General features: G+C 68.4%; 25 protein-coding genes, 1 tRNA gene and 2 pseudogenes. 11 read left to right on the forward strand and 17 right to left on the reverse strand.

Annotated features, from left to right (window positions below):
- Window positions 1–15 precede the first annotated feature (15 nt).
- A complete protein-coding gene (locus tag SALPAC4_RS0113355; RefSeq protein ID WP_018734134.1) occupies window positions 16–444 on the reverse strand; it encodes a Fur family transcriptional regulator in 429 nt (142 codons plus the stop codon).
- 216 nt (window positions 445–660) lie between these two features.
- On the opposite strand from SALPAC4_RS0113355, the gene SALPAC4_RS0113360 reads away from it, so the two are divergent.
- Window positions 661–1,143: a DUF2231 domain-containing protein gene (locus SALPAC4_RS0113360; RefSeq protein WP_019870753.1), complete on the forward strand. Its 483-nt coding sequence runs from the start codon at window positions 661–663 to the stop codon at window positions 1,141–1,143.
- A gap of 3 nt (window positions 1,144–1,146) precedes the next feature.
- Here the strand turns inward: SALPAC4_RS0113360 and SALPAC4_RS0113365 are convergent, their stop codons facing one another.
- Complete coding sequence (locus SALPAC4_RS0113365) at window positions 1,147–1,500, reverse strand: hypothetical protein (RefSeq protein ID WP_019870754.1); 354 nt, start codon at window positions 1,498–1,500, stop codon at window positions 1,147–1,149.
- A gap of 94 nt (window positions 1,501–1,594) precedes the next feature.
- Here SALPAC4_RS0113365 and SALPAC4_RS0113370 point away from each other — a divergent pair, with 94 nt between their 5' ends.
- The 3 genes from SALPAC4_RS0113370 to SALPAC4_RS28520 all read left to right on the forward strand — a co-directional run bounded on the left by SALPAC4_RS0113370 (window position 1,595) and on the right by SALPAC4_RS28520 (window position 3,401).
- Window positions 1,595–1,777, forward strand: a complete 183-nt coding sequence (locus SALPAC4_RS0113370; RefSeq protein ID WP_019870755.1) for a hypothetical protein — start codon at window positions 1,595–1,597, stop codon at window positions 1,775–1,777.
- Window positions 1,778–2,077: 300 nt separating this feature from the next.
- Window positions 2,078–3,001 carry an endonuclease/exonuclease/phosphatase family protein gene (locus SALPAC4_RS0113375; RefSeq protein WP_019870756.1) on the forward strand — a complete coding sequence of 308 codons (924 nt, stop codon included), beginning with the start codon at window positions 2,078–2,080 and terminating at the stop codon, window positions 2,999–3,001.
- A 70-nt stretch (window positions 3,002–3,071) separates the two neighbouring features.
- Window positions 3,072–3,401 carry a hypothetical protein gene (locus SALPAC4_RS28520; protein ID WP_050564983.1) on the forward strand — a complete coding sequence of 110 codons (330 nt, stop codon included), beginning with the start codon at window positions 3,072–3,074 and terminating at the stop codon, window positions 3,399–3,401.
- 14 nt (window positions 3,402–3,415) lie between these two features.
- On the opposite strand, the pseudogene SALPAC4_RS28525 reads toward SALPAC4_RS28520, so the two are convergent.
- Both SALPAC4_RS28525 and SALPAC4_RS0113390 read right to left on the reverse strand, forming a co-directional pair.
- Window positions 3,416–3,781 (reverse strand): annotated as a pseudogene (locus SALPAC4_RS28525) (FmdB family zinc ribbon protein); the annotation flags it as partial.
- A complete protein-coding gene (locus tag SALPAC4_RS0113390) occupies window positions 3,672–4,301 on the reverse strand; it encodes a 5-formyltetrahydrofolate cyclo-ligase (RefSeq protein ID WP_019870758.1) in 630 nt (209 codons plus the stop codon). The gene SALPAC4_RS0113390 and the pseudogene SALPAC4_RS28525, both read right to left, overlap by 110 nt.
- Before the next feature lie 124 nt (window positions 4,302–4,425).
- On the opposite strand from SALPAC4_RS0113390, the gene SALPAC4_RS0113395 reads away from it, so the two are divergent.
- From SALPAC4_RS0113395 to SALPAC4_RS0113420, 6 genes are all read left to right on the forward strand, one after another.
- The gene (locus tag SALPAC4_RS0113395) at window positions 4,426–6,606 is read left to right on the forward strand and encodes a GGDEF domain-containing protein (protein ID WP_019870759.1); all 2,181 of its coding nucleotides are present in this window, start codon (window positions 4,426–4,428) and stop codon (window positions 6,604–6,606) included.
- Between the two features lie 9 nt (window positions 6,607–6,615).
- Window positions 6,616–7,572 carry a UTP--glucose-1-phosphate uridylyltransferase gene (locus SALPAC4_RS0113400; RefSeq protein WP_019870760.1) on the forward strand — a complete coding sequence of 319 codons (957 nt, stop codon included), beginning with the start codon at window positions 6,616–6,618 and terminating at the stop codon, window positions 7,570–7,572.
- Window positions 7,569–8,882 (forward strand): molybdopterin molybdotransferase MoeA, encoded by a 1,314-nt coding sequence (locus SALPAC4_RS0113405; RefSeq protein WP_019870761.1) that lies wholly within the window; start codon window positions 7,569–7,571, stop codon window positions 8,880–8,882. The genes SALPAC4_RS0113400 and SALPAC4_RS0113405 overlap by 4 nt, the downstream gene beginning before the upstream one ends.
- A 43-nt stretch (window positions 8,883–8,925) precedes the next feature.
- A complete protein-coding gene (locus SALPAC4_RS0113410) occupies window positions 8,926–9,573 on the forward strand; it encodes a GNAT family N-acetyltransferase (protein ID WP_027644491.1) in 648 nt (215 codons plus the stop codon).
- A gap of 181 nt (window positions 9,574–9,754) precedes the next feature.
- On the forward strand, window positions 9,755–10,573 hold the full coding sequence (gene sepX, locus SALPAC4_RS0113415; protein ID WP_019870763.1) for a divisome protein SepX/GlpR: 819 nt from the start codon (window positions 9,755–9,757) through the stop codon (window positions 10,571–10,573).
- Between the two features lie 171 nt (window positions 10,574–10,744).
- Window positions 10,745–10,818 (forward strand) — tRNA-Ala (locus SALPAC4_RS0113420).
- Between the two features lie 167 nt (window positions 10,819–10,985).
- On the opposite strand, the gene SALPAC4_RS0113425 is transcribed toward SALPAC4_RS0113420, so the two are convergent.
- The 3 genes and pseudogenes from SALPAC4_RS0113425 to SALPAC4_RS25330 all read right to left on the reverse strand — a co-directional run.
- Window positions 10,986–11,576 (reverse strand): TetR/AcrR family transcriptional regulator, encoded by a 591-nt coding sequence (locus SALPAC4_RS0113425; protein ID WP_019870764.1) that lies wholly within the window; start codon window positions 11,574–11,576, stop codon window positions 10,986–10,988.
- A gap of 18 nt (window positions 11,577–11,594) precedes the next feature.
- The gene (locus tag SALPAC4_RS0113430) at window positions 11,595–13,118 is read right to left on the reverse strand and encodes an MFS transporter (RefSeq protein ID WP_223874755.1); all 1,524 of its coding nucleotides are present in this window, start codon (window positions 13,116–13,118) and stop codon (window positions 11,595–11,597) included.
- 165 nt (window positions 13,119–13,283) lie between these two features.
- A pseudogene (locus SALPAC4_RS25330) lies at window positions 13,284–13,766 on the reverse strand (IS110 family transposase); the annotation flags it as partial.
- Between SALPAC4_RS25330 and SALPAC4_RS28530 the strand changes: the two are divergent.
- A complete protein-coding gene (locus SALPAC4_RS28530) occupies window positions 13,711–14,109 on the forward strand; it encodes a hypothetical protein (RefSeq protein WP_223874756.1) in 399 nt (132 codons plus the stop codon). The pseudogene SALPAC4_RS25330 and the gene SALPAC4_RS28530 sit on opposite strands and share 56 nt — an antisense overlap.
- A 381-nt stretch (window positions 14,110–14,490) precedes the next feature.
- Here SALPAC4_RS28530 and SALPAC4_RS0113445 read toward each other — a convergent pair whose 3' ends face one another.
- The 10 genes from SALPAC4_RS0113445 to SALPAC4_RS0113485 all read right to left on the reverse strand — a co-directional run bounded on the left by SALPAC4_RS0113445 (window position 14,491) and on the right by SALPAC4_RS0113485 (window position 26,126).
- Window positions 14,491–16,905 (reverse strand): excinuclease ABC subunit UvrA, encoded by a 2,415-nt coding sequence (locus SALPAC4_RS0113445; protein ID WP_019870767.1) that lies wholly within the window; start codon window positions 16,903–16,905, stop codon window positions 14,491–14,493.
- Window positions 16,902–17,477, reverse strand: a complete 576-nt coding sequence (locus SALPAC4_RS0113450) for a TetR/AcrR family transcriptional regulator (protein ID WP_019870768.1) — start codon at window positions 17,475–17,477, stop codon at window positions 16,902–16,904. Before SALPAC4_RS0113450 ends, SALPAC4_RS0113445 begins: the two co-directional genes overlap by 4 nt.
- 11 nt (window positions 17,478–17,488) lie before the next feature.
- Window positions 17,489–17,836 (reverse strand): hypothetical protein, encoded by a 348-nt coding sequence (locus SALPAC4_RS0113455; protein ID WP_019870769.1) that lies wholly within the window; start codon window positions 17,834–17,836, stop codon window positions 17,489–17,491.
- A gap of 196 nt (window positions 17,837–18,032) precedes the next feature.
- Window positions 18,033–19,478, reverse strand: a complete 1,446-nt coding sequence (locus tag SALPAC4_RS0113460) for an MFS transporter (protein ID WP_019870770.1) — start codon at window positions 19,476–19,478, stop codon at window positions 18,033–18,035.
- An 853-nt stretch (window positions 19,479–20,331) separates the two neighbouring features.
- The gene (locus tag SALPAC4_RS27965; protein ID WP_019870771.1) at window positions 20,332–20,508 is read right to left on the reverse strand and encodes a hypothetical protein; all 177 of its coding nucleotides are present in this window, start codon (window positions 20,506–20,508) and stop codon (window positions 20,332–20,334) included.
- A gap of 120 nt (window positions 20,509–20,628) precedes the next feature.
- The gene (locus tag SALPAC4_RS0113470; protein ID WP_019870772.1) at window positions 20,629–20,928 is read right to left on the reverse strand and encodes a hypothetical protein; all 300 of its coding nucleotides are present in this window, start codon (window positions 20,926–20,928) and stop codon (window positions 20,629–20,631) included.
- Window positions 20,929–21,391: 463 nt separating this feature from the next.
- Window positions 21,392–22,327, reverse strand: a complete 936-nt coding sequence (locus tag SALPAC4_RS27755; protein WP_162562131.1) for a trypsin-like serine peptidase — start codon at window positions 22,325–22,327, stop codon at window positions 21,392–21,394.
- A 611-nt stretch (window positions 22,328–22,938) separates the two neighbouring features.
- Window positions 22,939–23,460 carry a DinB family protein gene (locus tag SALPAC4_RS0113475; protein WP_033664920.1) on the reverse strand — a complete coding sequence of 174 codons (522 nt, stop codon included), beginning with the start codon at window positions 23,458–23,460 and terminating at the stop codon, window positions 22,939–22,941.
- A gap of 211 nt (window positions 23,461–23,671) precedes the next feature.
- A complete protein-coding gene (locus SALPAC4_RS0113480) occupies window positions 23,672–24,340 on the reverse strand; it encodes an esterase/lipase family protein (protein WP_019870774.1) in 669 nt (222 codons plus the stop codon).
- Window positions 24,341–24,500: 160 nt separating this feature from the next.
- Window positions 24,501–26,126, reverse strand: coding sequence for an alkaline phosphatase D family protein (locus SALPAC4_RS0113485; protein ID WP_027644493.1), 1,626 nt, complete (start codon window positions 26,124–26,126; stop codon window positions 24,501–24,503).
- Window positions 26,127–26,210: the final 84 nt, after the last annotated feature.

The raw sequence follows: 26,210 nt of genomic DNA on the forward strand, positions 1-26,210 counted from the left end.
GACCTCGCCTCGCCGTCAGTCGTCGGCGAGACGGCGGGCCTGGCAGCGGGGGCAGAGACCCCAGAAGGTCACATCGGCCTCGTCCACCTCGAAACCGTGAGCGGTGTTCGGGTCGAGGCAGGGGGCGTCGCCGACGGTGCAGTCCACGTCGGCGATCTCGCCGCAGCCTCGACAGACAACGTGATGGTGGTTGTCGCCAACGCGGGCCTCGTAGCGGGCGGGGCTGCCGGCCGGCTCGATCCGGCGGGACAGCCCGGCCCGGGACAGCGCACCGAGCACGTCGTAGACCGCCTGGGTGGAGACCGAGTCGAGGCGCTCCCGGACCCGGCGGGTGATCTCGTCCACCTCCAGGTGGCCGCCGGCGGCGAGCACGTCGAGGACAGCGAGGCGGGGGCGGGTTACCCGCAGGCCCTTCGACCGAAGTAGCTCCGCACCACTGGACATGCACCAATGACAGCACGCGACAACCGAGAGCGACAACCGAGAGCGTCGCTGCACCACCGACGGTTCCGTGATCTCCAACTGTCCGACCACCGAGAGTCGAACCGACGGGTGACCCGGACTGATCACGACTGCGTGTAGCTCGGGTGTGGGGCCTAGGAGGGCGGGCCGGGCGACCGTAGGCTGGCCATCCCGTGCCGGCAATCACCGGAGGTGTCCATGTTCAAGGAGTTCATGGGGCTGCCCGCCCACGTTCTTGTGGTGCACGCTGTGGTGGTCTTCGTGCCGCTGCTTGCGCTGGTGGCGATCGCTTATGTCGCGCTGCCGCGGTTCCGGCCCCGGATCGACTGGGCGCTCGTCCTGCTGGCGGTGACGGCGCCGGCCACCGCATGGGTCGCCGTGCAGTCCGGCGAGGAGCTGAACGATGTCTTCACCGCCCGCGGGATACAGGGGCCGATCGTTGACCAGATCGCTGAGCATTCTCGGTACGGCGCCCTGGCCTTCCGGTACGCACTGGCGCTGGCTGTCGCCGCCGTCGTGCTGCTCGTGGTGACCAGCGGCCGCGCCCGGGCGCCGAAATCGCCGCCCTGGGTAACCCGCGTGCTGTCGGTGGCGGTAGTCGCGCTCGCGGTGGTCAGTGTGGTTTACGTCGCTCTCACCGGGCACACCGGCGCCGAGGCGGTCTGGGGGAACACCCTCTGACCGTCAGCGCATCAGCCGGAGACAGAACGCGCAGCTGAGCGCCAGCAGAATCACGGCGGCGACCGCCCCGATGGTCCAGGTGAGGCGCTGCGCCCGCTGCTCGGCCAAGTCCAGCGCCGGTAGGTCCTGCCTGGGGAGCTGTCGTGGTGGCGGCGGCTGGAGGTGCAGCGGCGGCTGCCAGTCAGCCGGTGGCGGGATGGTCGGCGGGGGGCCGGTGTATTCGCTGGCCGGAGTTGTCGCCGGTGGGCTGGGCGTGCCGGTCGGGTTGGCGACGCCGGTCGGGTTGGGCGCTTCGGCCGGAGCGCCGGCACCGGGGGGTCGCCAGTAGTCGTCCGCGGAACTGCCGGGGGTCGTCACGCCCGCTGACGCTACCAAGGGGCAGCAGGCGGTGCCGTCTGGTCGCCGACGCGCTGGGCTGGGGTTGGCATGCGCTGGGCTAGGGTTGGGATTCGTGACCCACCAGGAGCCGGAGCGATCCGGCGTGCGTGCCGAAGAGCGGCCGAGCAAGCCGCACGACGACGGCGGCTCAATGCTGCCGGAGCGGGCTGTCGACGACACCGACCAGGGCTGGGGGGAACCGGCCGGCGGACACGACGCCTGGTTACTCGAGCAGCGCCCGCCGCACTGGGACTGAGCATTCGGGCCTGATCCAGCTGCCGTAACCACTGCGTGGCAGGAGCGGCCCACTTCCGAAACGCCCCACCGGGCTCCCTGCTGGCCGCCGCCTGCGCCGTGGCGTTGGCAAGGGGCGGTATTTCGCTGTGGTTAATTAAATACTAATCAGTGTAGTGAAATACGCGAATACTTCTGGTGAATTGCCGCTAAAGGGTTAGTCGTGGCGCTGGTGGTGGATGGGGCGCGCATGTGAGTGTTGTCCCGTTGTTGGCATAGGAGGGAGATTGGGTTGTCTGCCAGGAGACTGACCACCGCCATCATGGTCTCGCTTACGCTGATACTCGGATCGGGCACGGCGGCGGTAGCCACAACTACGACCACGGCTACGACAACGACCGCGACGAAGACCTATAACACCTGGGTCTGGAACGTCGCCGGCTGGACGATGAATCGTGCATCAACAACGAACGGGCTGATCACGGCGCTCACCGACTCGATCCGAAACCGGTCCGCGGACTTCGCCGCTCTCAACGAGGTGTGCTGGGGGCAGTACGTGGCCGTTATTGAACGGCTGCGCTACCTGGGCTGGCCGGAAGACGACAGCAACTTCGCCCGGTTCGAGACGTCCCACTCCACCGCCTGCGACGGTGAGGCCTTCGGAAATGCCATCTTCAGCAAGGCCCCGCTCGGTGAAGCCTTGCGCCACACGCTGCCCTCGGATGGCTCATCCGAGGACAGGACGCTCCTGTGTGCACCGCTGTCGGCGACGCCGAAAATGGCGTTCTGCACCACGCACATCACGCCGTCGAATGCGATTATCGACGGAAAGAGTATCAATGAGCGGCAGCTGGACGAGGTGCACGGAATTATGGAGACCTTCCACGGGCTTGGGATGACCGTCATTCTCGCCGGCGATCTCAACAATCAGCCCGACTATGCGCGGTTGAACAAGTGGTACTCGTCCAGTCTGAACACCCCGTACAACTCCGCCAACTATGGCAGCTATCGGGAGTTGGATGACACGGATACCCGTTGTGCCGGGTACGGCGAGACCACCGTCTACGACGGTGACAACGGTGGCCCGTGTGGAGAGGGCCGCAAAATTGACTTCATCTTCGTGCGGGAGAATCGCCTTGCCGGGTCGTACACCGGTGACTCGCTCTCCATCTCCACCGCGTGTGGCGGCTCCTGTTCCGACCACCGGATCGTGATCGGCACCGCCACGGTCGACGTGAACCTCTGACCCGGTCGTCCGCCCGGTCACCGAGCTGCACCAAAGCGATCACGGGCAGCCCCGCGTGTGGACGGCTCCGATGAGGGACCGTTCACGACCGGTGCTGCCCGTGATCGACGTGCCGGAAGCTGGTGGCGGGGCGGGTGCCCCGCCGCATGCTCAGCTGGTGCCGCTGGCGGCGGGGGTCTTCGTGCCGCCGGAGTTGGCGGCGGCGCCCGTGCCCTTCGAGGAGGTCGCGCCGCCCGCTGCGGAACCCTTCGACGTCGATCCGCTCGACGTGGAGTCGCTCGAGGCGGAGTCGCTCGACTTCGAGTCGCTCGACGAGCCGGACTCGTTGCTCGCCGCGGCGGGCTTGCTGGCCGCGCTACCCGAGCCCGAGCCGGAGTCGGTGCGGGAGTCGGTGCGGTAGAAGCCCGACCCCTTGAACACGATGCCGACCGAGTTGAACAGTTTCCGCAACCGTCCCGCGCAGGTCGGGCACTCGGTCAGCGGCTCGTCGGTGAAAGACTGCACCGCCTCGAGCTGGTGGCCGCACGCGGTGCAGGTGTACTGGTACGTGGGCACGTTCTCCTCCGGAACTGGCGCTGTCGGTTGGCACTCGGCATATTCGAGTGCCAATGGTGCGTCATCGCCCCCGGGTTCGTCCAGCGGACGTGTGGGGCGCGACACCGGCGCGGGTTCAGCGCGGTGCGGCACCATCCAGCCTACGCAGCCCGCCGGCCGGGGTGACCACAGCGTGGACCGGACGGTCGTGTGGCTCCGCCGGCAGCGCGTTGACCAGCTCGCCATCGTGCAGCGGCACCACGGTCAAGGTGGTCGCCGGGACCCGGGCGAGTGCCCGGTCGTACGAGCCGCCGCCCCGCCCCAGCCGCACCCCCCGCCGGTCCACCGCGAGCGCCGGCAGGACCACCAGGTCGGCCGCTGCGACAGCGGCTCGCCCGAGCGGGGGCGCGGTCGGCTCCCGCATTCCCCGCCCGGCGGCGGCCAGATCGTCGGGCCCGGTCCACGGCGCCCAGTCCAAGTCGAGGTCCGCCCGCAGTACCGGTAACAGCAGTTCGGCCCCCGCCGGCAGCGCGGCGTGCAGTACCGCCGGCAGATCTGGGCCCCCGGGTTCGGTGGCGACCGGCACATACGCGGTCACCCGGCGCGGGCGCAGTCGGCGAACCAGGGCGACCAGGCCGGCCTGGACCTGCTTGGCGGCGGCGGCCCGCTCGGTGTCGCCGAGCCGCCGACGGTGGGCGAGTAGCTTGGTCCGTGTCGCAAACTTCGCACTGCGGGAAACTTCCGCCTGATCGGGAAAATCTGGCACGCAACACTCCTGACGCAGGGCTCATCCGGGAGCGACTCTGTGTCAGCATCGCAAGCATCGGCCGGCGAAGTCCCGGGGGGACCGAGTGACATTACGGGCACGCTTAACCGCAGCCTTCCTCACGGTGGTGGCCGGCCCGGTGGTGATCGGGGCGTACTTGGTGGGATCCGCCGTGACCAGCATCGATCGAAGTCGCTCCGCTGACCGGCTCGCGGTCGCCGCGACCACCGTCCGAACCGCGGTTGACACGCTCTGCCAGCAGCTGCGGACCGCCGCGGAGGTGGTGGCCCTCGCCGGCGACCAAGCGGTCGCCGCGAGGCAGGTGGTCGATCGGGGTCTCGCCGCCGCCGTACGGATCACCGACCTTGGGGGGCAGGTGCTCCACACCACCACGCCGCTGCCCGCCGCGTCCTGGCGGGACTGCGCGGACCGTACCCCGGCCGACGCTCCGCCCGGCGCGTTGGCCGCCCGGGTGGAGCTGCGCGATGCCACCGGGGCCGCCCGGGGCGCGGTCACCGCCGCGCAGCCGGTCGACCCCGCGTTCGTGGCGCGGCTGGCGGTGCTCACCGGGGCGGCGGTCACCCTGCTCGAGGGCCCGGACCCGGCCAGCCGGCTCCGGCACACCACCGAGTCCGCGGGAGTCCGTGAGGCGGTACTCGGGGCTGTCGGTGGACTGGAGGATGAGCAGGTGGTGGGCACCGACGACGGTCGGTACCTGCGGCGGGTCGGGCCGTCCGACGGGCAGCCGCTGTCACTGGTGCTCTCCGTTCCGAGCGACCGGCCCCCCAGCCTGTACGCCGTTCTGGTCGCCGCCGTGCTGTTGGCCGTGCTGCTGGCGGTCGTCGTCGCCGGACGCCTGGCCCGGGCCACCAGCCGGCCCTTGGTCGAACTGGCGGGGGCGGTAGACCGGGTGGCCCGGGGTGACCTGACCGCGCGGGTGCCGGTGCGCGGCCGGGACGAGATCGGGCGGCTGGCCGGAGCGTTCAACCGGATGACCCGGGAGACCGGCACCTACGTCGCCGCCCTGACCAGTAGCCGGGACCAGCTGCGCGGACACCTGGAGGTGTTGGGGGACACCCTGGCCAGCACCCACGACCTGCAGCGCATCCTGCGGGTCATCCTGCACAGCGCGATCGCGGCGACCGGCGCCCGAGCGGGGGCGGTACTCCTCGTGGACCCGGGCGGGCTGCTGGTCGCGCAGGCCACCGAGGGGCTCGAAGCGCCGGCCGGTGAGCCGGGGCCGGTCCGGGTGCCGCTGGCCGACCTGGTGGGCGCGGTTACGGTCAGCGGCGAGGCACGCCGCGGCCGGGTGGAGCCGACCGTGGCGCCGTCGGCGGAGCCCCCCTGCCGGACGTACATCGCGGTGCCCTTCGCAGCCCCGCGGGACGGCGGCGTCCCGTGGGCGGACAGCCCGTCCCCCCGCCCGGGCGGCCCGCCGAGTGGTGCGGCTCCGGCGACGTTCGGCGTGCTCGCCCTCTACGACCGGCTCGGTGGGGAGGATTTCGCCGACGATGACCTGGTCACTCTGCGTACCTTCGCCGGCCACGCCGCCGTGGCGGTGGACAACGTCCGGGTGCACGAGGAGACCCAGCGGCTGTCACTCACCGATCCGCTCACCGGTCTCTGGAACTACCGCTACCTGCGCCAGTCGCTTCGCCGTGAGGTGGAACGGGCCACCCGGTTCGGCCGAATGCTCAGCGTTCTCGCCCTCGACCTGGACCGCTTCAAACACGTCAACGACACGCACGGGCACGCCGCCGGGGATCGGGTGCTGGTCGAGTTCGCCCGACGGATTCGCGGCGAGATCCGTGAGGTCGACCTCGCCTTCCGGTTGGGGGGAGAGGAGTTCGTGGTGCTGTTGCCGGAGACCGACGCCGTGGGCGCGGCGACTGTCGCGGAGCGGCTCGGTGCGGCGGTGCGGGACGCTCCGATCGCCGTCGGCGGGTTGGCTGCCCCGGTCCTGGTGCCGGTGACCGTCTCCATTGGTGTCGCTGTCCACCCCGACCACGGCGGCACCGGACAGGAGGTGCTCAACGCCGCTGATGAGGCCCTGTACGCGGCGAAAGCCAGCGGCCGAGACACCTGCCGGGTCGCCGGGGCGGCGAAGGCGCCCGCGCCCGGGCTACCGGCGCCGGCCGGCTCGGACGAGGGTGCGCCCCGCGCCGGGGCGCGGCGCGAGCCGCCGGCGCAGCCCGGTGCCGGTGGGAACGGGTCGGAGAGCGAGGTGGTGCCGGGCTCTGGGGCGGCCACTCCCCGCGGCGCGACTTCCGGTCCTCACCCGCCACGCCAGAGCCGCGGCCGATAGTCTCGCGGCATGTCGGAGCACTCAGCGAATCCTCCATCGGCTGCCGCCTTGACCGGTGGTCCCCGCGCGGTCAAGGCGGTCATTCCGGCCGCCGGGCTCGCCACCCGCTTCCTGCCCGCCACCAAAGCGGTGCCCAAGGAGCTGCTCCCCGTGGTTGACCGGCCGGTGTTGCAGTACATCGTCGAGGAGGCCACCCAGGCCGGGATCACCGATGTCCTACTGATCACCGGGCGAGGCAAGACCTCCATGGTCGATCACTTCGACCGCCGTCCCGACCTGGAAGAACGGCTCGCGAAGAAGCCGGAGCTGCTGGCCGCGGTCAAGCGGACCGAGGACCTGGCCGCCATCTACACCTGCCGGCAGCCAGATCAGCTCGGGCTCGGCCACGCCGTTGGCTACGCCGAGTCCCACATGGGGGACCAGCCCTTCGCGGTGCTGCTCGGGGACGAGTTCGTGAAGCCGACCGAGCCGCTGCTGCCGGCCATGTTGGAGCTGCAGGCCCGTACGGGCGGGGTCGTGCTGGCCTTCTTCGAGGTCGAGCCGGACCAGACCTCCCGTTACGGCATCGCCTCGGTGGCTCCAACCGAGGCGGAGTTCGCCGACATCGGCGACGTGGTCCGGGTAACCGGCATGGTGGAGAAGCCGGAGCCGGAGGAAGCCCCCAGTAATCTCGCCGTGTTGGGCCGCTACGTCCTTCCTGGCCGCATCTTTGACGCGATCCGCCGGACCGATCCGGGCAGCGGCGGCGAGATCCAGCTGACCGATGCGATGGAGCTTCTGCGCACCGAGGGGGTGCCGGTGCACGCCATCGTCTACCGGGGCACCCGGTACGACACGGGCATGCCGTTGGGCTATCTCCAGACCGTCGTGCAGATCGCCGCGGAGCGTGACGACCTTGGCGCCGAGTTCCGTAAGTGGCTCGCCGACTTTGTCAACGCGGGCTCCTCGGGTGGTCCACGTACATGACCGCGACGGCCGACGCCGAGGCGGCCGTGAACGAGTTGACGCCGCTCGCCGACTACCTGGGCAGTGTGCTGCGCAGGTTACGCGCGCTGCCGCCGCTCGACCTCGACCTCACCCAGGCGTACGGCAACGTCCTCGCTGAGGACGTCGCCGCTACCCACTCCGTCCCGGCCTTCGACCAGGCGGCCGTGGACGGGTACGCGGCGTGCTGGGAGGACATTGCCGCCGGTGGCCGGGGCATCGTGTCCCTGCCGGCCCAGGCCGGCTCGCCCGGCGGGCGAGCCGTGCAGCTCAACGTCGTCGGTGACCTGGGTGCCGCTAGTTGGCGTCCGGTCCGACTCACCCCGGGGACCTGCTTCTCGGTGGCCGCCGGCGCGCCGCTGCCGATCGGTGCGGACGTGGTGGTTCCGGTCGAGTGGACCGACCAGGGCATGGCCTCGGTGGAGATCTACCGAGTGCCGAAGCGGGGGTACAGCGTCCGCAAGGCCGGCGAGGAACTCCCGGCCGGCACGTTGCTCGCCCGGGCCGGTGCCTACGTCTCGCCGGCGCTGGTCGCGGTGCTCGCCGCCACCGGAATCGGCCATGTGGTGGTCCGGCCCAGCCCACGCGTGGTGGTCGTGGCCACCGGTGACGAACTCGTTGAGGTGGGGCGGGGCAGCCAACCCGGCCAGGTGGTGGACGTGAACTCGCACGCGTTGACCGCGGCGGCAGCTGAGGCCGGCGCTCTCGCGTACCGGGTGGGCATCTGCGACGACGACCCGGAGGCGTTACGTGGCCTGCTGGAGGACCAGACCCTGCGGGCCGATCTGATCATCACCACCGGTGGCACCGGCACCGGGCCGGGGGACATGGTCCGGCGGATTCTCTCCCGTCGGGAGGGGAACCGGACCGGACCGGTGGCCTTCACCGAGGTGGCGCTCTACCCCGGCACCGCCCTCGGCTTCGGTACGGTCGGCCCGGAGGAGGTACCGGTGGTCTGCCTCCCCGGTGATCCGGGGGCGGCACTGATCGGTTTCGAGGTACTCGCCCGACCGGTGATCAATATGTTGGCTGGGGCGGAGCCGGTCTTTCGCCCCGGTGTTCGGGGACATCTGCTGGAGACGATCTCCTCGCCGGCGGGGTTGCGTGAGTTCCGGCCGGCCCAGGTCGCGGAACGGCGTGGCGGCGGCTACACCGTCCAGCCGCTACGAGGCGGGCCGCTGGCCCTGTCCGGGCTGGCCGAGGCGAACGGGTTGTTGGTGCTCGGTGAGCGGGTGACCACCGCCGCGGCGGGTTCCACGGTGGACGTGTTGCTGCTGGACCGACGTCGGTGAGGGTGCTTGCCCCGGCCGGTGCCGTGGGCGGAGGATCAGCCAGGTGAGCCTTCTGGGACGCCGAACGCCGGGATGGCCCGCCGTGTTGGCGGACGGTCCGGTGTTGTTGCGGCCCTACCGGCGTTCCGACGCCGTGGCCTGGTCTGAGGTGCGCCGCGCCAACGAGGCGTGGCTCGCCCCCTGGGAGGCGTCGCTCCCGGGTGCCTGGGCGAACCTGAACTCACCCGACGCCTTCCGCTGGGTGTATCGGGAGCAGCGCCGCTCGGCCCGGATTGGCGAGAGCATGCCGTTTGTGGTGTGTCTCCGCGAGGGAGGACGGGAACGCCTGGTCGGGCATCTGAATGTCGGCAGCATCGTGCGCCAGGCGTTCTGCTCGGGCTGTGCCGGCTACTGGGTCGATTCCCGGGTGGCGGGGCGAGGCATCATCCCTACCGCGCTTGCCCTGGCGGTGGACCACGCCTTCGGGCCGGGCCGGCTGCACCGGATCGAGATCAGCATCCGCCCGGAGAACCAGCCGTCGCGTCGGGTGATGCAGAAGCTGGGCTTTCGCGAGGAGGCGTACCACGTGCGCTACATGCACATCGACGGCACCTGGCGTGACCACATCGGGTACGCCCTGACCAGCGAGGACGTGGCTGCCGAGGGGGGCCTGCTGGCCCGTTGGTACCGGGTTCGGGCCACGACCGGCTGAATGGGTCCAGGACGGGACGATCGGCGCGGCGTGCCAGCATCCGGTGCCTTCGCCCGTAACCTCAGGTAACTGCAAGCTACGGCATTTGCAGCCCACCCGTAGGATCTTCGGCTTCAGGCCGAAAAGTGAAAGATCGTCCGGCGTTGGCCTGCGCTTGCCTGAAATTCGGTGAACGGGAGGGGTGCGGGTGCCGACCTCGGTGCTCCTCGCCGTCCTCGCCGCCGCTGGCCTGCTCGCCCTGGCGCCGGCCCTGGTCCGCCGGTACGACGCGACCGAGCGGCTGGCGGCGGAGCGGGCGAAGTCGACGGCGCGGGTGCTCCAGCGCCGTCGACGACGCCGCACTGTCCCAGGCCGCCGACCGATAAATCCGCCGCGTTCGCTATCGGTCACGTTAAGTGAAAATGGGGGCTCCGGTGCCGGCGGTGCCGAATCGGCGCCAGGGTCCCGTCGGTCGGACCAGCTGCGTGCGGTTCCAGCGAACCCCGGTCGGCAGCGTCGGCTCGCCCGGCGCCCGGCTGCCGGTCCCCGCCGGCCCCCGCCGCGTCGTCGCCAGCACACCCCAGCCGTCTATCGGCGGCGACGGGTACTCGCCGCGCTGATCCTGCTCAACGCCGTTGAGCTGGTCGGCGTGCTGGTCGTCGGCCCCGGATTCTGGATCGGCTTCGCGGTCACCGGCACTCTGCTCCTGGTCTACGTCGCCCACCTGCGTTCCCGTGCCCTCGCTGACCAGCGCCGCCGGCGCGTCGAAGCCCGCGAGGCAGCCTGGCTGGCCGCCCGCCAAGCCGAGGTGCGGCGGGAGCAGGCACGCCGGGCCGCGTCTCGGCGGGAAGCACAGCGCCGCCTCGCGGCCCAACGGGAGTCGGTGCGCCGTACCGCGATGGGCCTGGATCGGCCGGCGGACCTGCCGGCGGCGGCGAACGGCGGGACCGTCTCCTACCGGCGGGCCGGCGGCCTCCGTGGACGCCCGTACCAGTCCGGCCGTGGTGCCCACCCAGCCTGACCTCGGAGCGGCCGCCCGGCCCGGCGGGAACCGGGCGTTCCACCCGCTCGGCTCGTGGCGTACCCCTTCGCCGCGTCGGGGGTAATTCGCAGGTTGGCCCAGCAACCTGTTAGCCTTAGCGCCGGCCCGCTCGGTGATGCCGAGTGGGACCTAAGCCGGTACACCGGCGGAGGGGCTGTGGCGCAGACCGGTAGCGCACCTCGTTCGCATCGAGGGGGTCAGGGGTTCAAATCCCCTCAGCTCCACATAAAAAGGCCCTGACCAGCAATAATGCCGGTCAGGGCCTTAACTGTTGTCTATGCAATTTTGAATCACCCCCCGGAAACCCCCACAAACGCGTGGGCGCGACCGGGTTCCCGGTGACGGCGGGTCTGCCCGGTTCGCGGGCCGTCAGTCGTTCGCCCGCGTGTGTCTAGATTGCTGGGGACGGCCTATCGCCTGCGCGCTCGGGACCAGTTGTCGGGCTGGAGACGAGGTCGGCGATGTGCTGGGCGATGTACCGGCGCATCTGGTCGGGCATGGGTGTGCCGGTGAGTGTTTCGTGGAGCCAGAGGCCGTCGGCGGCGAGGCGTGCGATCAGCGCGCGGAGTTGGTCGGTGGTCAGGGGTGGGGTGGGTGGTGGGGGTGGTGGTGTCCAGCGGTTCATCACGTCGATGAATGGCGCGCCGGTCGCCGGTTCGGCGCTGATGTGGAGGATGAGTTCGAGGTCGGCGCGGGTGGCGGCTTGAGCGGTGACGGTGGCGTAGGCGGCGAGCCGTTCGGCTGGGGTGATCGTCTCGGCGGGTCCGCCGGCGACGCTGGTCATTGCGGTTTCCCATTGGGCGGCGAGGTGTGCCTGTACGGCGTGTAGGAGCACTTCGCGGGTCGGGAAGTGGTAGACGAGTCCCGCTTTGGTGATGCCGGCTTCCTCGGCGACGGTGTCGTAGGTAACGGCGGTGACGCCGTCGCGTTCGAAGACGCGTAGGGCGGCGTCGAGGATGTGGGTCCGCTTGCTCGGTCGCATGGTGGGCCCGTTCTGTCGTTAGTGGTCGGTTGGGTAGACGCCGGCTGGGGTGCCGGGGCCATGGTGGCGCAGGAGCCGTCCGGTGAGGGCCGCGCCGATGGTGAGGACGACGGCCACGACGGCGACGGTAATCAGGTAGCCGGTGTCGTAGGCGGTGTGTGCGGCGTCGATGATGATCTGGTTACCGTCGGCTGTGCCGAGGGCGTCAACCAGGCTGTCGCCGGCCGCTGTCGGTGCGCCCGGCGGGAGGCGAACCGCAGTGGCGTAGACGAAGGTGCCCAGGCTGCCCAGCAGCGCGACGGCGGTCAGCGCCCCGAACTCGTAGGAGACCTCCTCGACGGAGGCTGCCATGCCGGCACGGCGGGCAGGGGCGTTGCCGACGATGGCGGTAGAGGCGACGGACATGGCCATGCCGAGCCCGGCGCCGGTAACGACCATGCCGGTGACCAGGACGGGAGGGCCGGCGTGCAGGCCGACGGCGACGAGGACGACACCGGGCACGGCGAGGGCGAGACCGCCGGTGATCAGCGGCAGTAGTCCGGTGCGGTGTAGGACCGCGCCGCCCAGCATGGTCGTCGGGATCGAACCGGCAGCGACCGCCGCGACCAGCAGGCCCGCTTGCAGGGGGGTGTAGCCCGCGACGAGCTGGAACCGCTGGGTGGTGATCAGTTGGAGCCCGGCGATGGCGAACAGAGCGACCGCGGCGGCCAGGACTCCGGAGGTGAAAGCCGGGTTCCGGAAGATCGCGAAGTCCAGCAGCGGATCGGCCAGGCGTCGCTGCCGGCGGACGAAGAGGGTGCCTCCGACGGCCGAGGCGAGTACCGCGGCTGCCAGCACGGTCGGCGACGGCGGCTGGTGCGCGAGTTCCTTGATCGCGAACACCGCGCCGACCAGGCCGACCATCGCCTGCAACGAGGACACCAGGTCCCACCGCTTGCTTGGGTCCGGGGCGTTCGGTGGCGCGACCAGCAGTGTCGCCGCCACGGCGGCGACGACGACTGGAACATTGACCAGGAACACCGATCCCCACCAGAACGCTTCCAGCAGTGCCCCGCCGACGATCGGTCCAAGCGCGGCACCCACGATGGCCAGGGAACCCCACACCGCGATCGCGATGTTGCGTTCCCGCTCCACCTGGAACGCCACCCGGATCAGGGCCAGGGTAGCGGGCATCATCGTCGCCGCGCCCACCGCGAGCAACGCCCGCGCGGCGATCAACACCCCCGTACTGGGCGCAAACGCCGCCAGCAGGGACGCGGCGGCGAACACCACTAGCCCAACCAGGAACATCCGGCGGTGCCCGACCCGGTCACCCAGCGTGCCGCTGCCCAGCAGCAGCCCCGCCATCACCACCGGATAGGCATTGATGATCCACAAGCTCTGCGTGCCGGTCGTCCCGAGATCGGCGGTCAGGGTCGGCAGGGCGGTGTACAGGATCGAGTTGTCCAACGTGATCAACAACAGTCCCGCGCCCACCGTGACCAGCAACCCCCACCGCTGCGCCCTCGTCGGCGCCGTCCGTGCCATTTCCGCAATCTGCATACAGTAACTCTACTCGACGTATAGTTATGAGACCCAGGTTAGCCAGGCCACATTTCCCCAGCCGTGCGGGACCATTGACGAGACCCGCCCCAACCCCAGGAAGCACCTCGGCTTCCAATGCAGATGGAGCGGCTCCAGATCTCCGTCGCCATCGTCCACGGCAGGTTCCAACACGGCCTTGTGGTGCACTTTCGGGCCGAGGACCCGTTCCAGCGCGGGGTGAATCTGTGTCAGCAGACCCCGGATCCGGTTGGACACGCGAGTGGCCTCGCCAGCGAGGTCGTCGTCGAAGCCGACCAGGACTTCCAACTCGGCGAGGGCCTCGTCGCCGGTGTCGACCCGTCGCAGGGTGTGGGGCAGGGTGCGGGCGGCGTCGGCGATGACGTGGGCGTCGCGGGCGTCGGTCTTCGCGCTACCGGGGTGTAGGTCAGCGATGCGTCGCATGGCCAGGCCGGGCAGGTAGGCCACCTGATGACCGCACGCCCGGGCGACCGCGACCGGCAGGGCGCCGATCGAGGCGGGCTGGTCAACCACGACCAGCACCCGACCGTGGCGGGCCAGCTTGTCGAACAGCTGCCGCAGCCGGGCCTCGGTGTTCGGCAACGCCGCGTCATGCAGCCGTCTGCCGTCCGGACTCAACCCGACCGCGCTCGACGATCACGCGGCCTCGCTGCAGCGCCGCCTAGATGCCGTGCGCGCTGCCCAGCCGGTCTTCGGCCAGCATCTAAATCGACGGCACCGTCGTCCTGGCAGAAAGGAAAGCCCCGTGAACCGCTCCGGCACGATCCCTATGTGGATCCTGGTCATGGGTCTCGCGTCGCTCGTCGCGGCCCTCGTGACGGCGATGCTGAAGAACAGCCTTGACGCGCCGGTCGCCGAAGCCGTGCTGTCCGCCGGGATGGCGTTCGGGTGCACTTTCGGCCTGGGCCTCGGCATTCTCGGCGCACTGCAACAACCCCGGTCCAGGAGCACCCACCGCGGGTCGAGGTGACGCAGCAGACAGCGGAATGCTTGCGGTGATGGTCAGCTCGGTGGCCCCGGGCGAGACGCCAACCTGCGCCAGCATCCCGCTCCCGCACGACGCCGGGACACCGGCACCGGGTTCATGCCCCCGTTTATCCCCCGGAAACCCGTTCCAAGTAGTTACCATCGGTGACAAGCAACGGCCACGGCCTGGTGGCGTCCGTGCAGCTCAGTGCATAAATACGACGACCAATGACAAGCCTAAGGCCGTGACTATCGGTGAGAGGGGGTCAGGGGTTCAAATCCCCTCAGCTCCACATAAAAAGGCCCTGACCAGCAATAATGCCGGTTAGGGCCTTAACTGTTGTCTATGCGATTTTGAATCACTCCCCCCGCCACACAACGCTGCTCAGCCCAGGACGTGCTGGAGGTAGCGTGCTGTCTTGGTGTCGGCAGTGACCAGATCTGCTGGTGTGCCGGTGGCGACCACTCGGCCACCGGCAGGGCCGGCTCCCGGGCCCAGGTCGATGATCCAATCGGCGCGTGCAGCGAGGTGGAGGTCGTGCTCCGCCACAACCACGGTGTTGCCGGCGTCGATGAGGACGTCGAGGGCTTCGACGAGGCGCTGGACGTCGGCGGGGTGCAGGCCCGTCACCGGCTCGTCCAGGACGACCAGGCCGCGTTTGCGGCCCCGGTTGCCTCGTTGGATCGTGGTAGCTAGTTTGAGGCGCTGTGCTTCGCCGCCGGAGAGGTCGGTCGCGCTCTGGCCGAGGGTGACGTAGCCGAGGCCCACCTGGCGCAGGGCGTGGAGTGTGGCGACCAGGGAGTCGGGGCCGGTGAAGAACTCCGCGGCTTCGTCGATGGTCAGGTCGAGTACCGCGTCGATGGAGAGGCCTTGGTACTCGACGTCCAGGACCTGCTGGGTGAAGCGGCGGCCCGCGCAGGTGGTGCAGGTGACCCAGACGTCTGGCAGGAAGTGCATGTCGACGAGTTTGCGGCCATGGCCGGAGCAGTCCACGCAGCGGCCACCGGCGGTGTTGAAGGAGAACGTGGAAGCATTCAGCTCGGCTTTGCGGGCGTGGTCTGTGGAGGCGAACAGGGTGCGGATCGCGTCGAAGGCCTTGCTGTAGGTGGCGGGGTTCGACCTCGGGGTGCGGCCGATGGGGTCCTGGTCGACGACGGCCACCCAGGCGACGGGTGCTGTGTCGTCGGCTTCGACGGCCGAGGCGAACGCGTGCAGCAGGCTGCTCTTGCCGCTGCCGCTCGGGCCTGTCAGGCAGGTGAGTCTGCCCTGGGGCACCTGTACTTCCGCGACGTCGACGTTTTGGTTGCTGATGTCGCGGACGGTGAGCCAACGGGCTGGATCGGCGTCTCGGGTCTTGCGTTCGACGCGTTGTTTGCGGCCGGAGAGGTAGGCCGCGGTCGGTGAGGTCTCGTGGTGGGCCGCTTCGGCCGGTGGTGCGGAGATGAGGAGGTGACCACCGTCGCGGCCGGCTCCCGGTCCGATGTCGACGACCCAGTCGCAGGCCTTGACGATCTCCGGGTCGTGTTCGACGAGCAGCACGCTATTGCCGTTGTCCCGCAGCGCCTTCAGCATGTCGAGGACATCTGCCTTGTCTGCGGGGTGCAGGCCGGAGGTGGGTTCGTCCAAGACGAACGTGATGCCCTCAAGCGGAGTGCTGAGCTGGGCTGCGAGGCGTGCGCGTTGCAGCTCGCCGCCGGAGAGGGTCGAGGCCTCGCGGCTCAGTTGCAGGTGGGACAGGCCGGTGCGGTGCAGGACGGTCAGGCGGGCGCCCAGTTCGCGCAGCAGCGGGAGGCCGACCGCGCGATCCTGGTTGCCGAGTTCGGCTTCGGCCTGGTGCACCCAGTCGATGAGGTCTGTGCCGGTGAGTGTGATCAGTTCCGGATAGGTGCGACCGCCGACGGTGACGGTGCGGGCCGCCTCGCCGAACCCACTGCCAGCGCAATCCTGGCAGGGCGCCATGCGCATGTACCGCTGGTAGCGCTGCTTGCTCGATTCGCTGCCCGCGTTGGCGAACACGCGCTCCACCTCGGCGAGGGCGCCGCGCATCGGCTGGCTGCTGCTGTAGGTCCACTCGGTGCCGGTGGCCCGGCTCGGAATGGTGACGCTGGCGTCGATGACCTGCGCACCGGTGCCGTGCAGGACCGCGTGCTGGAAAGTCGCTGGCAGGTCGCGCCAAGGCACGGACAGATCGACGCGGTGCAACTCGGCGAGGGCGGGAACGAACGAGTGCTCGCCGGAGCGCCACTTCGCGAACCAATGCGAACCCCCTGAGAACAGGGGAAGTTCAGGATTGTCGATGATCAGCTCCGCGTCGGCACGCACGGTACCGCCCGCTCCGTGGCACACCGGGCAGGCTCCCTCGGGGCTGAACCTGTCGAAGCTGGTCGTCGCGAGCTCGGCGCCGGTGCGGAGCGCGGGCAGGCGTGAGTAGACCAGGCCCAGGTACGCGTCCATGCCGGTGACGGTGGCCATTGTGGAACGAGGATTGTTGTTGAGTCGGCGCTGGTCCACCGCGAGCGTCGCGCCGAGGCCGGTGATGCGGTCGACCTCGGGCCGGTCGCGCTGGCCGAGGTAGCGCCGCACGAACGGCGAGATGCCCTCGAGGTAGCGCAGTTGTGCCTCGGCGTGCACGGTGTCGACCGCCAGCGAGGTCTTCCCGCTGCCGCTGACGCCGGTGAACGCCACCAGCTTTCCGCGCGGGATTCGCACGCTAATGTCGCGCAGGTTGTGGGTCCGGGCACCGGTGACTTCGATCCAGCCGCGGTCGTCGTGACGCCGCACGTCGTTCGCTCCGTTCACTTCGCTACCAAGAAAGGGTTGAGCAGGAACGCGACATCGCGCCGCACCCACTCCGAGAGCTCGCCGTCACCGAGGATCGCCCACATGATCAACGCGCCGTTGTACGTCGTCTGCACCGCCCTGGCAATACCGTCCACATCGCACTCGACGAGCTCACCCTGCTCAACGGCCCGCTCCAGCAGCGACGCGATGCCCGTGCGCATCGACTGGGCGAACCTCACGGCGTGGTAGTGCAGTGCGTCGTCGCTGAGGTCGAGATGCAGGAACGCCACGTGGTTGGCCATCTCCGCGGGGCTGTCCACGTCGCTGCTGAGCGCCGCGATGAATGCGTAGAGGGCTTCAAGCGGCGACTCGAACTTGGCGACGATCTCAGTGAAGAACTCGTCGACCTTGGACGCCTCGTACTCGTTGATCGCGACCAACAGGTCGTGCTTGGACCCGAATCGCTTGACCAGCGTGGCCGCCGAGATTCCGAGGTCGGATGCCACGTCGTTGAGCGTGACGCGGAGCGGGCCGATGCGGGCCAGCGTGCGGGACGCGCTGACGAAGATCTGCTCGTTGGTGACGGACATCGGTCGCGGGCTCATGGCACGGATGGTACCCGATAAGTGAATTGGCGTTTACTAACGCCGCGTCGCGTGATCATCTGACCCTCCCGCCGCAGCACTGAGATGACAGAAGCCTCCTCATGGCCGCGCCTCTCCGCTGCCAGAGCCGGCTTGACGGCAGCCGGCCGTTCGAGGAGCCGACGCAACAGCAGTTGCATGCCGGTAGTCGCCCGGATGTGGTTCATCGCGCGGACGCCGGGAGAGGTAGGTGCCAGCGGCAGGCGGAAGGCGTCCGACACGCGCCACAGCAGCCCGGCCCCGGTGGCAGCGGCCTTCTCCCACAGACCGAAGGAGGGAAAGCCGCGGTCGGCCAGCAGGAGCATGTCGGCCTTCAGGCGGTGCAGCAGCCGGTGCGCGAGGGTGCGCTCGCCCTCTCCTTCTCTTTCGGCCAGCGGATCACTTTGACCCCGTTGGCATCCATGTTCAGAAGCCTCCCAGGCTGGATGTTCGTCTTGTATCTCCCTCCGGTTCGTTCGATACGCACAGGAGTAGTGATCGTTTGGCGCTACCAGGCTGTGTTCAGTTTTCGGCACTCGCCGCAAGGGGTGCCGGAGCCGATCCGATGTAGCTGCGCCGCGGTACGAGGAACGTGGCAAGGCCTGCCAGCACGTACATGACCACCGCGGAGACGAAGGCGACGTGGTAGTGGTCGAGCAGCCGCACGGGTGTGTCGTCGGCGGTCACCGGAACGATCGCCGCTGCCATGGTGACCGCCACCGTGAGACCCAGCACCGGGCCCACCTGTTCGGAGGTATTGATCAGGCCGGCCGCGAGCCCCTGCTTTCGTTCCGGCAGCCCGCGCGTCGCCACGATGATCGCGGGAGCCTCGATGAACGCCGCGCCGACGCCGATCAGCAGCAGGGGTGGGAAGATCCACGCCAGGTAGGAGCCGTCGCCGGGCGCGAACACGAACCACAGCGAACCGGCCGCGCCACCTGCTGTGCCCATCAGAAGCAGTGCTTGCGCACCCACCTTCTCCATCAACCACGCCACCCTGGTCGCGATCACCGCCATCACCAGCGTGATCGGCAGGTAGGCCAGGCCGGCGTCCGTGGCTGAGTAGCCGAGCACACGCATCATGTAGAAGGTCACGTAGAACATGACGCCGAGGTTGGCGGCGGTGGACAGCAGATTGATCACATTGCCCGCTCGAACCCCAGGTTCGGCGAACACCGCCAACGGCACGAGCGGGTCGCTGTGCCTGCGCTCCACGGCCACGAAGGCTGCCAGCAACACCACCGTCGTGGCCGCGCTCATTGTCATCACCAGGGCGCTTGACCCGTGCTCGACCCTCGTCAGCGTGAACACGAGCATCCCGAGCCAGCCGGTGAGCGTGAGCGCACCGAGCACGTCCGGCGACACCCGCTGCACCGGCCGGGTGCGCGGCAAAAGCGATGCCACGGCGAGTCCGGCCACGAGCCCGATCGGCAGGTTGAGCAAGAAGATCCAGCGCCACCCGAATGCATCGGTCACGAGTCCGCCCACGACCTGGCCGAGCGCCGCCCCCGCGAGACCGGTGAAGCTCCACCACGCGACAGCCCGGTTGCGTCCGGAGCCGGTGGTGCTGACGAGGTTGAGCAGGGCCAGGGCGGTGGGGGAGACCATCGCCGCGCCCACGCCCTGAACAGCCCTGGCCGCGAACAACTCGGTACCGCTCGTCGCAAAGCCGCACCACACCGACGCGGCCACGAACACCCCGAGGCCGACCAGCAGCAACCGCCGCGGTCCGAATAGGTCGCCGAGTCGCCCGGACAGGGCGAGCAGACTGCCGAATGTCAGCATGTAGGCGCTGGCCACCCACTGCGTGTCCGCAGCGTCCACCTTCAGGTCCACCTGGATGACGGGCACTGCGACGCCGAGCACCGTCATATCGAGGATCAGCAGCATCTGGACCAGGCACAACGTTGCGATGGCAGCGAAAGGTGGCTGGCTTGTCGCCTCTGGCTTCTGGTTCAGTTCGGTCACGTTCGGTCTACCTCCATAGGGTGTGTCGAAGTCTCTACTGACGGTAAATGAACGTGCATTTACTTATCAACTCGGGGCCCCGGAACTTGTCCCGACATCTCCGCCAGCCTCGCTCGCTTTCGCCCGCACCACAGCCATCCCGCTGGGCGATCGAGCCGTGGACGTGACGCGCAGACAGCCGTCACCAACAGTCGCTCCACGTGCTCGACAGTCCGCTCCCTTCCGCCGGACCCACCGAACAGCGACATCGAGTAGAGATCCATCGAAGCCGCAGCCCGAGCCGCGGGTCCGGTCTGACCGGGTGCGGGACGATCGAGGTCAACCCCGAACCAGCATCACTGCCGGCGGGCTTGTCTGGTCGGGAAGTCGACGCCGTAGCGCGGGGACCGCAGGGTGGCATTGTCTTCGAGGTGACCTCGCGGCGAGCGCTCAAGAATCCGTACAAAACGTGGGCGAGCCGGATGGCGTGCCCGGTCTCGATGTCGAGCAGGCGCAACATGATGTGAATCGGCACGGAATATGCCGGGGAGTTGCGCCCCTTACTGGCCTCTTTTGGCGCACGAGTCGGCCCGGGTGGATCGGGCCGATCGCGTGTCCCGATCCGCCCCGGCCGGATTCCGGGCCGGAATGAAAGCACAGCCGACTGGGTACGGGTCGCGGCCGTTACGACGAGGTGCGGCGGCGGAAGACCCACCCCGCGAGCGGGACCACCTGCAGTCCGCTCCAGCAGGCCAGCGCGATCCACGCGTCGTTGCCGATCGGCAGGTCGAGCAGCAGACCGGCGGCCGCCAGCCACTCCGTACCCCCGCTTCTGGCCGGAAGCCGACCACCAGGCCGCCCAGCACGATCACCGTCATCGACAGGAGGTGCCGGGCCAGGAGCCCACCACATGGCCGGTGAGCAGGGACGTCGAGACCATCGGCATGGACCGGAAGCGGTCGACGAGGCCTTCGGCGAGGTCGTTGGCCATGCTGACCGAGGAGTTGGTGGCGTTGAAGCCGACGCTGATGACGACCAGGCCTGCGACCATGTAGCTCGCGCAAATTCACGCTGCCGGTCTCGATCGCGCTCGGACGGGCCACCCGGCGCGTGGGCCCGGCGGTGCGGTTCGCTTCCACTCAAGCCCTGCGCAAAGATAGTTGCCAAGTGCTCAGTCGTATTTGGTGTGCCCCGTGTTGGGATCGACTTCGACCAAAAAGTTGCGAATCTTTTCCCGGTGTTCGTCGAGCGACAGCTCCCGGGCCGGAAACGAACCAAAGCCGCAGCCGGGGTCTGGTCCACTGAGCCAGGTGTAGTCGGTGCCAGCGGAGTTGCTACTGCGGATGGCGAATATCTCGCCATCGACTTCAAGTAGGGACGAGGTGGCGTCGGTTTTGGGGCACAGGCCGGGCGCAGCCTCCGGGTCGGCTTCCCCGTCACCACTGTCGTCGGCTGAGTAGATCGCCTTCATCTGGCTATCTTCGCGGATGCGCCCGGCCGGGCGCGTATCTGTCGTAGATCGAGCACCACCGAACGCCCGGCAGGTTCGGCCCGTGCGGCCGTGGCGACTGCGGCGGCGGGTCTGCCCTGCCGAGCCGATCTGCCGTGAACCGCGGTGGAGTGCGAGGGTTCGCGCGAACAATGGCGTTGCGTTCACCTGGCGACGTCGGCTCACCGCATGACAAGCGCGGCATGGCCGGGGTCGTGCTTGCGGAGTTGGCGCGACGAGCACACAACGACGGCCTCGCGCACGTGGTTGCTCCGCTTTGACCGACGTGGAAGTACCGGTATCCGATAGCGCCGATGGCCGGGGCCGGGTGGACCCGCCCGGACGGTCTCTCTGTCGATCCGTGGATCCGTATCCACCAACGCATGGGAGAACGCGGTCACCCGGAGGGTGGCCGCGTTCACCGACTAGCGGATCACGTGAGTCGCTACACCGAGTCTGCGTAATCGTATGCTATGAGGAAGCTGTCATCGAACTTCGGTCCGTAGGCCGAGCCAGGATCAAATGATTGGTGGCCGTAGAGACTGACTATCTTGCCGAGACCGTTCGAACCGTAGTCTTTTACGATAGGGCTACCCTTGCCCGCAGCGCTCCCTTTTCCGAACAGTTCGCAATCGCCTCCTACCTCGACTACCTCGGGATCACTGGAGAGGCTCATGTTGGAAAAGCAGAATCTCGGGGTTATGCTAGCGTATCCAAGTATGTGCACATAACCGGAAGTCTGGTATGTTGCCCACCCGTGGGCACCGTACTGTGACGTCACATCGTCATCATCGTGCAAGATTGCAAACCCGATATTGCTGCTAACCCTACCCTGTTGTGTCCAACCAGTCACGCTGGATAGAGTCCGGGGGACGTGTTTGTTCCACGGGGCAGTGGTATCTGGGCCGTTAAAATCGGAGAGCCAGGCCCAATTTTTTGCCCACTCTCCGTGCAAGTGGTTGTAGACGCAGTTCCCGGAGGTCAGGATCAGGTTGTTGTCGCCAACTATCGTGCTGCCAGTGCATACATAGTCTTGTCCGCCGGCTGTGTATCCAACCAGGCCCTGCGAATTTGTGATCCGGTCCATAGTGCCGTTATCGGCGGTCGGCGGTACCGGGTCCATCGAAATTTCCGGAACATCGGATCGCGGTGACTGTGGGGCCTCTAGATTCATGTCCTCCGGAAGGGGTGCGGGTATGGCGTTGGCTATTCGCTCCGGAGTCCAGTATTCCTTAACCTTTTCGACAAGTGCTTCGCTGGTGATAGCCTGACCATCGCTGGTGCGATTGGGGTAGGAGACGCCGACACTAGTAGGGTCCGAATTAACCGGGGAGGACTGGTCTGCTTGGGCAGCGGGTGAAGCACTCCCAATGAGGGTCAATGCTAGGAATGCAGGCGCAGACCATCGTAGTAGTGGTCTCAAGGGTTTGTTTTCCTTCCTTTGTGAGTTGCGAGATGACCATAGTCCTAAAAGGACAAACCACACAATGAGTGTGTGATCTATGTCACCCTATGCCCGATTATGCCGTCATAGTCTTCGAGGTGACTCGTGGTGGGGTTTGGCCAGGGCCAGGTAGCTATGGTTGCCTTCCTGGCGCCGGGGCAGGGCAGCGTCCCCGCAGAACGGGCCGAGGACTCGCCACCGCCCAGGGCGTCCCGACGCGGGGCATTCCGCAGGTGGCCATGGACGTTGCCGGATGGGGAGCTCGCCGCCGCGTACGCACAGCTGGGAGCCTCCCTCCAGGAAGGCTGGTCGACGCCGACCCGCTGCTGACGAGGTCGTCGCCCCCAGGGCTCCGGACACGGCCTCACCTACGCGGCCACGGTCATCCCGGACCGGCTTCGCGGAAGCATGTATGACGCGCCCGTCGTCGGGGCGCGGACCTCGTCCCCGACCGAACAACTCGCCCACCTTCCCGGTCACCGGAGATACCGGCGATGAGGTGTACGGCGGCCGGGGCCTCGTGCGGTCCAGGTGTACGGCGGCAGCGGTCAGAAGGCGCCGGTTGACCCGTCGGTCAGCTCGCGCAGGATGTCGGCGTGGCCGGTGTGCCGAGCCGTCTCTTGGATCACGTGCACCAGGATCCAGCGGAGCGAGACCTCGCCGAGCTGCGGCTGCGGCACCACATGATCGAGGTCGAATCGGGCTGCCACCGTGCGGGACCGAACGCACTCTGCCTCGTAGGCCGTCGCGAGCCGCTCGACGGTGTCGTCGTCGGTCAGGGTGAAGCTGGCCAGTGCGCTCTCCGCGGTGGCCAGGACAACCTCACCCTCGCTGGGGTCGAGTAGTGCCGAGAACCAGTTCCGCTCCACGAGGGTGAGGTGCTTGACCAGGCCGGCGACCGTGGTCGCGGACGGCACCAGGCGGCGAGCGGCATCGGTTTCGGAGAGCCCACGCAGCTTGCGCAGCACCGCGCCGCGGTGGAAGTCGAGGAAGGCTTCGAGCACCGCGCGTTCACTGCCCGTGCGTACCTGCACCAGACCAACTGTGGGATCGACATTCCTCGTAACCATGCCGGGACCCTAACCGACCGCTGGTGCCTTCACATCCCGAGTTTTCGCGAGCCCCTTCGACCGGGAGGTGGAGACCGGTCAGGGGCGGGTCTCGGTTGCTAGAGTACCCGCCCCGGACCGGTTGGCTGAGCGCGTTGGCCCGGGAGGTCTTCGCCGTCGGGCTGCCGGCGGTGGCTCCGCCAGAAACACAGTAGACCGCAGGCCGGTCTGGTCAGGCGATGAAGTCTCGGACCTTGGTGTAGTTGCTGGGGTCGTCGTTCATGTCGGTGTGCCCCTTGCAGCCCACGGAGGTGTTCACCGCGCCGTCGAGCTTCGCCGAACTGTCGGGGTTGATCAGTGCGTCACACGTCGACCACAGGGTGGCGTAGTTGACGTTTCCCGGGGTTTCGTCGCCGGAGTTCAGCGAGTCGAGGAAACTGCTGCCGCGAATCATTTCCCGGCACGAGGTGTAGAAAAAGCAGAACAGGGAGACGTCGGTTCCGTGGTTCACCCCGGCCACGGAGACGAAGTCGTCCACGGTGGCGGTCCCGCCGCCGTTCTTGAGGTACCAGCGGGAGCTCAGCGCTCCCATCGAGTGGGCGACGATATCAACCTTCGTGGCGCCGGTCGCGTCGAGCACCTCCTGCACCTTGGTGATGAGCTTCGATCCGGTGGTCGCGTTGGACTGCTTCCAGTCGTAGGACCAGTTGTGCAGCTCAGAGTCCTGGTAGCCGTCCGCCTTGAACTTGTTGATCCAGGTGTTCCAAGTGCTGGCGGAGCTGCTCAGCCCATGGACGAAGAGGACGGGATTGCGGACTGCGGCCTGTGCGGCCGACGGGGCGACCAGTGCCACCGTCGCCACCAGGGCGGCGGCGACGGCGGTGCGGACGAAGCGTCTCATGGGGGTCTCTTTCGATCCAGGCGGCCCAGAGTTCGGACCTGACGGTGGTGGGGTGGGAGACAATCCAGTGACGAACGTCAATGTGACATGAGGGTGTCAGGGGGTGCTAGTGGTGTAATGTTTCAATCGGGTAACATCGATAGAAATTTGGTGTTGCTGGTCAGGGTAGGGGCGAATTCTCTTCGCGTAGCTTCGCCGACCCGGCGCCGACCGACCAGCCGGCAACCCACTGGCTGGATGTGGTCGGCTTGGTCCGGTCCGCCAGGTGGTACCAGTCCATTCGGCACGAGGCCTGGGTCACCTCCAGCACGCCGTAGCCGTGTCCGTCCAGTTCGGTCCAGCGCACGTGTGGATTCGTCGCGCGGATCAGGCTCGCACCGAGCTTGCTGATGACGTTGTCGGGCCGGAGTCGCAAGAAGTCGTCCACGTTGTCGGTGGTCACCGATGGCACCACGAATTCGGCGGCGGCCGGTGACCAGGGGCCGGTGGCTTTCGTCGTCAGTTCGTTGGCCCACGAGGTGTGGATATCCCCGGTGAGGAAGACGACATCACGGGTGTCGGTGGCGCGGAGATGGTCGACCAGATCGTTGCGGTCAGCGTTGTAGCCGTCCCACTGGTCGGCGTTGAGCACCAGGCCGTTCTGTGGCACGCCCAGCAGTTCGCCCAGCGGGCCGAGGAGCCAGGCGGGCAGCGTGCCGACATCGAGGCGAGAGATCATCACCGAGCTGCCGACCAGCTTCCATCGCGCGTCGGAGGCGGCCAGACCGCTCTTCAGCCAGGTCATCTGGTCCTCACCGGTGATTGTCCGGTCGCCGTCGTCGACGTCGCCCCAGTTCTGCTCTGACCGGTACGTTCGCAGGTCCAGCATGGAGAGGTCGGCCAGTCGCCCGAAGCGGAGCCGGCGGTAGATGGCGCCGTCCACTCCCGCGCGTACGGGCATCCATTCCAGGTACGCCTGCCGCGCCGCGGCCAGCCGGGCCGCGTAGTCACCCTCATCGCCCGGGGTGTGGTTCTCCGCGCCGCCGGACCACGAGTTGTTGGCGACCTCGTGGTCGTCCCAGGTGATCGCCCAGGGTAGTGCGGCGTGCAGGGCCTGCAGGTCCGGGTCGGTCTTGTAGGTGGCGTGGCGGATGCGGTAGTCGGTCAGGGTGAGCGTCTCGTGCGGTGGGCTGACCGGACGGATGACCTGGCCCCCGGTGCCGAGCTCTCCGGTGCCGTACTCGTAGAGGTAGTCGCCGAGGTGCACGACGAGGTTCAGGTCGCCCCGCTCGGCCAGGTACCGGTAGGCCGCGAAGTAGCCACCCTCCCAGTTCGAGCAGGAGACCACGCCCAATCGCAGTCGATCGATCTCGGCGTCCAGGTCCGGCGCCGTCATCGTTCGCCCGGTCGGCGACCAGCCGCCGTCGTAGCCGAAGCGGTACCAGTACGTGGTGGCTGGCTCAAGCCCGGTTGCCTCGACGCGGACGGTGTGGTCTCGCGCGGGCCCGGTGGGAATCGTCCCCTGTGCCAGCAGCGTGGTGAAGTCTGGGTCGGCGGAGATCTGCCAGGACACCTGCGCCTCGGGGCCGAGCCCGGAGCCGGGTTGGGCCTCCTCGGTCGGAGTTAGCCGGGTCCAGAGTAGGACCCCGTTGGGGAGGGGGTCGCCGGAGGCGACGCCATGCCGGAAGGCGCCGCTGGCGGCCTGCGCGGGATTGCCGCGGGCGACGGTGGCGCTGGCGAGGGCGGCGGTGCCAGCGGAGGCACCGGCCACCCGGAGTAAGGTCCGGCGATCAATTGCATTCATCATGGACTATGTCTACCGGAATGTGTGTTGGGTTCGCTACCGCCGGCTGCGGCGTCGGCGGTGCCCCGTCCGGGCGTCGAGAGGTTG

The sequence above is a fragment of the Salinispora oceanensis genome (genome assembly GCF_000383575.1).
GTDB lineage: Bacteria > Actinomycetota > Actinomycetes > Mycobacteriales > Micromonosporaceae > Micromonospora > Micromonospora oceanensis.